General features: G+C 43.9%; 1 protein-coding gene. It reads right to left on the reverse strand.

What is annotated here, in order from left to right; genetic code table 11:
* Positions 1-35: 35 nt before the first annotated feature.
* A protein-coding gene (locus PCIT_RS00060; RefSeq protein ID WP_420492141.1) for an IS3 family transposase occupies positions 36-1,567 on the reverse strand; the annotation gives its coding sequence in 2 pieces (ribosomal slippage) (positions 36-1,111 and positions 1,111-1,567; 1,533 coding nt in all).
* Between the last annotated feature and the right edge of the window lie 71 nt (positions 1,568-1,638).

Consider the following 1,638-nt stretch of genomic DNA (forward strand, 5'->3'; position numbering starts at 1 on the left):
ATCGGTGTTTTTCAAGGTAGTTGTCGCCTGAGCTGTTAAGCTGCTTCTCTTTTGTTCTCTGGATTCAACTCCACATCACTGATTTCATCCCAATTTCTGGTGTGCTTTGACCAGCGGTTAGCATTCTTTTCTTGCGCTTTTTTATATAACTCACGGCGCTTTGCCAATATCGCTCTATCTTCCCCACTATGACGTTGCCCGGGTGTCACGAACTTGATACGACTATGCCTGTGTGTGTTGTTGTACCAATTCGTGAAGCCTTTCACCCAGCTTCTTGCATCTTCAAGGTGCTTAAAACCTTCACTTGGCCAGCGGTGGCTATATTTAATCGTGCGAAACAGAGATTCCGAATATGGATTATCATTGCTGACACCTGGACGGCTACGAGAGCCTATTATCCCCATTTCAAGCATCTTGGCCTGCATCGTCAGGCACTTCATCGGACTACCGTTATCTGAGTGCAATACAACATTTTGTTTAACGCATTTCTCAGCCCAGAGTGTACGTTCAAGTAATTCCGCAGCATATTCTCCTGACTCACTATCATGAACTTCCCAACCCACAATTTTACGGCTGAAGATGTCGATTATCATGTAGAGGTAGAAGAAGCGACCAATTACTGTTGAAGGGCAGTAGCTGATATCCCAAGTCCAAACTTGGTTTGGCCCTGTCGCCGTATACCCCCTAGGCTTAACTCGGCTATTATTAGGCTTTGCTTTACCTCGATGAGTCAATTGGTCATTGGCTTTCAGCACACGATAAAAGCTTGATTCAGATGCGATATACTGCCCGCTATCTGCCAGCATTGGCACTATCTGGCTCGGCCCTAAATTGGCGTATTCCTCTTGGTTGCTGATATCTAATATTACTTGTTGCTCTTCCTCTGTAAGCTTATTTTTCGGCTCTGGTCTTTGCGCTGTTGGCCTTTTATCAGGGATGATTTCACCCTGTTCTTGCCAACGCTGTAACGTCCGTATAGACAAACCTATTTCTTCACAGGCTCTCTCTTTTCTTGCGCCAGAGGTCACGGCATCATCAATCAAAGATGCGTAATACTGTCTATCTGAGTGTGAGGTTAACTGTCCTCGTCTTCCCCCCAGTAGGTATTTAACTTTTTTCTTAGCACCAATAATGCCGCGGTTTCAGCAAGGGCTGCATCTTTACGTTTAAGCTCTTTTTCTAGCTCTTTGATCCGCTTACGATCAGCTTTTCGCTCTTGGGTTAATTGCTTACGCTGCTGGGCTTGCGTCTGATTACCTTCAATACAGCTTTGCCTCCATTCTTTAACTTGCTCAGGGTAAAGCCCTTTTTCACGGCAATACTCACTTAACTCAATTTCGCTCAATGCTGCTGTTTCTAAAACAATTGAGAACTTCTGCTCTGGTGACCAACCATCTAAACTATTACTCTCTGTCAAACTAGACCCTACTTTTAAATACTTATCTCGCCATGAATACAAAGTAGATAAGTTGATACTTTCTTGCTTTGCGAATTGACCTAATGATAAGCCACTTTCAACCAGCTTTCTAATGACTGCTTGCTTATGGTCTTCTGGATAATGCTTCACTCATAACTAACTTACCGCTCCCTGTTTTATTTTATGAAAAACTGAGGCGACAACTATCCTGACACAGGGGG

Source organism: Pseudoalteromonas citrea (genome assembly GCF_000238375.3).
GTDB classification, from domain to species: Bacteria; Pseudomonadota; Gammaproteobacteria; order Enterobacterales; family Alteromonadaceae; genus Pseudoalteromonas; species Pseudoalteromonas citrea.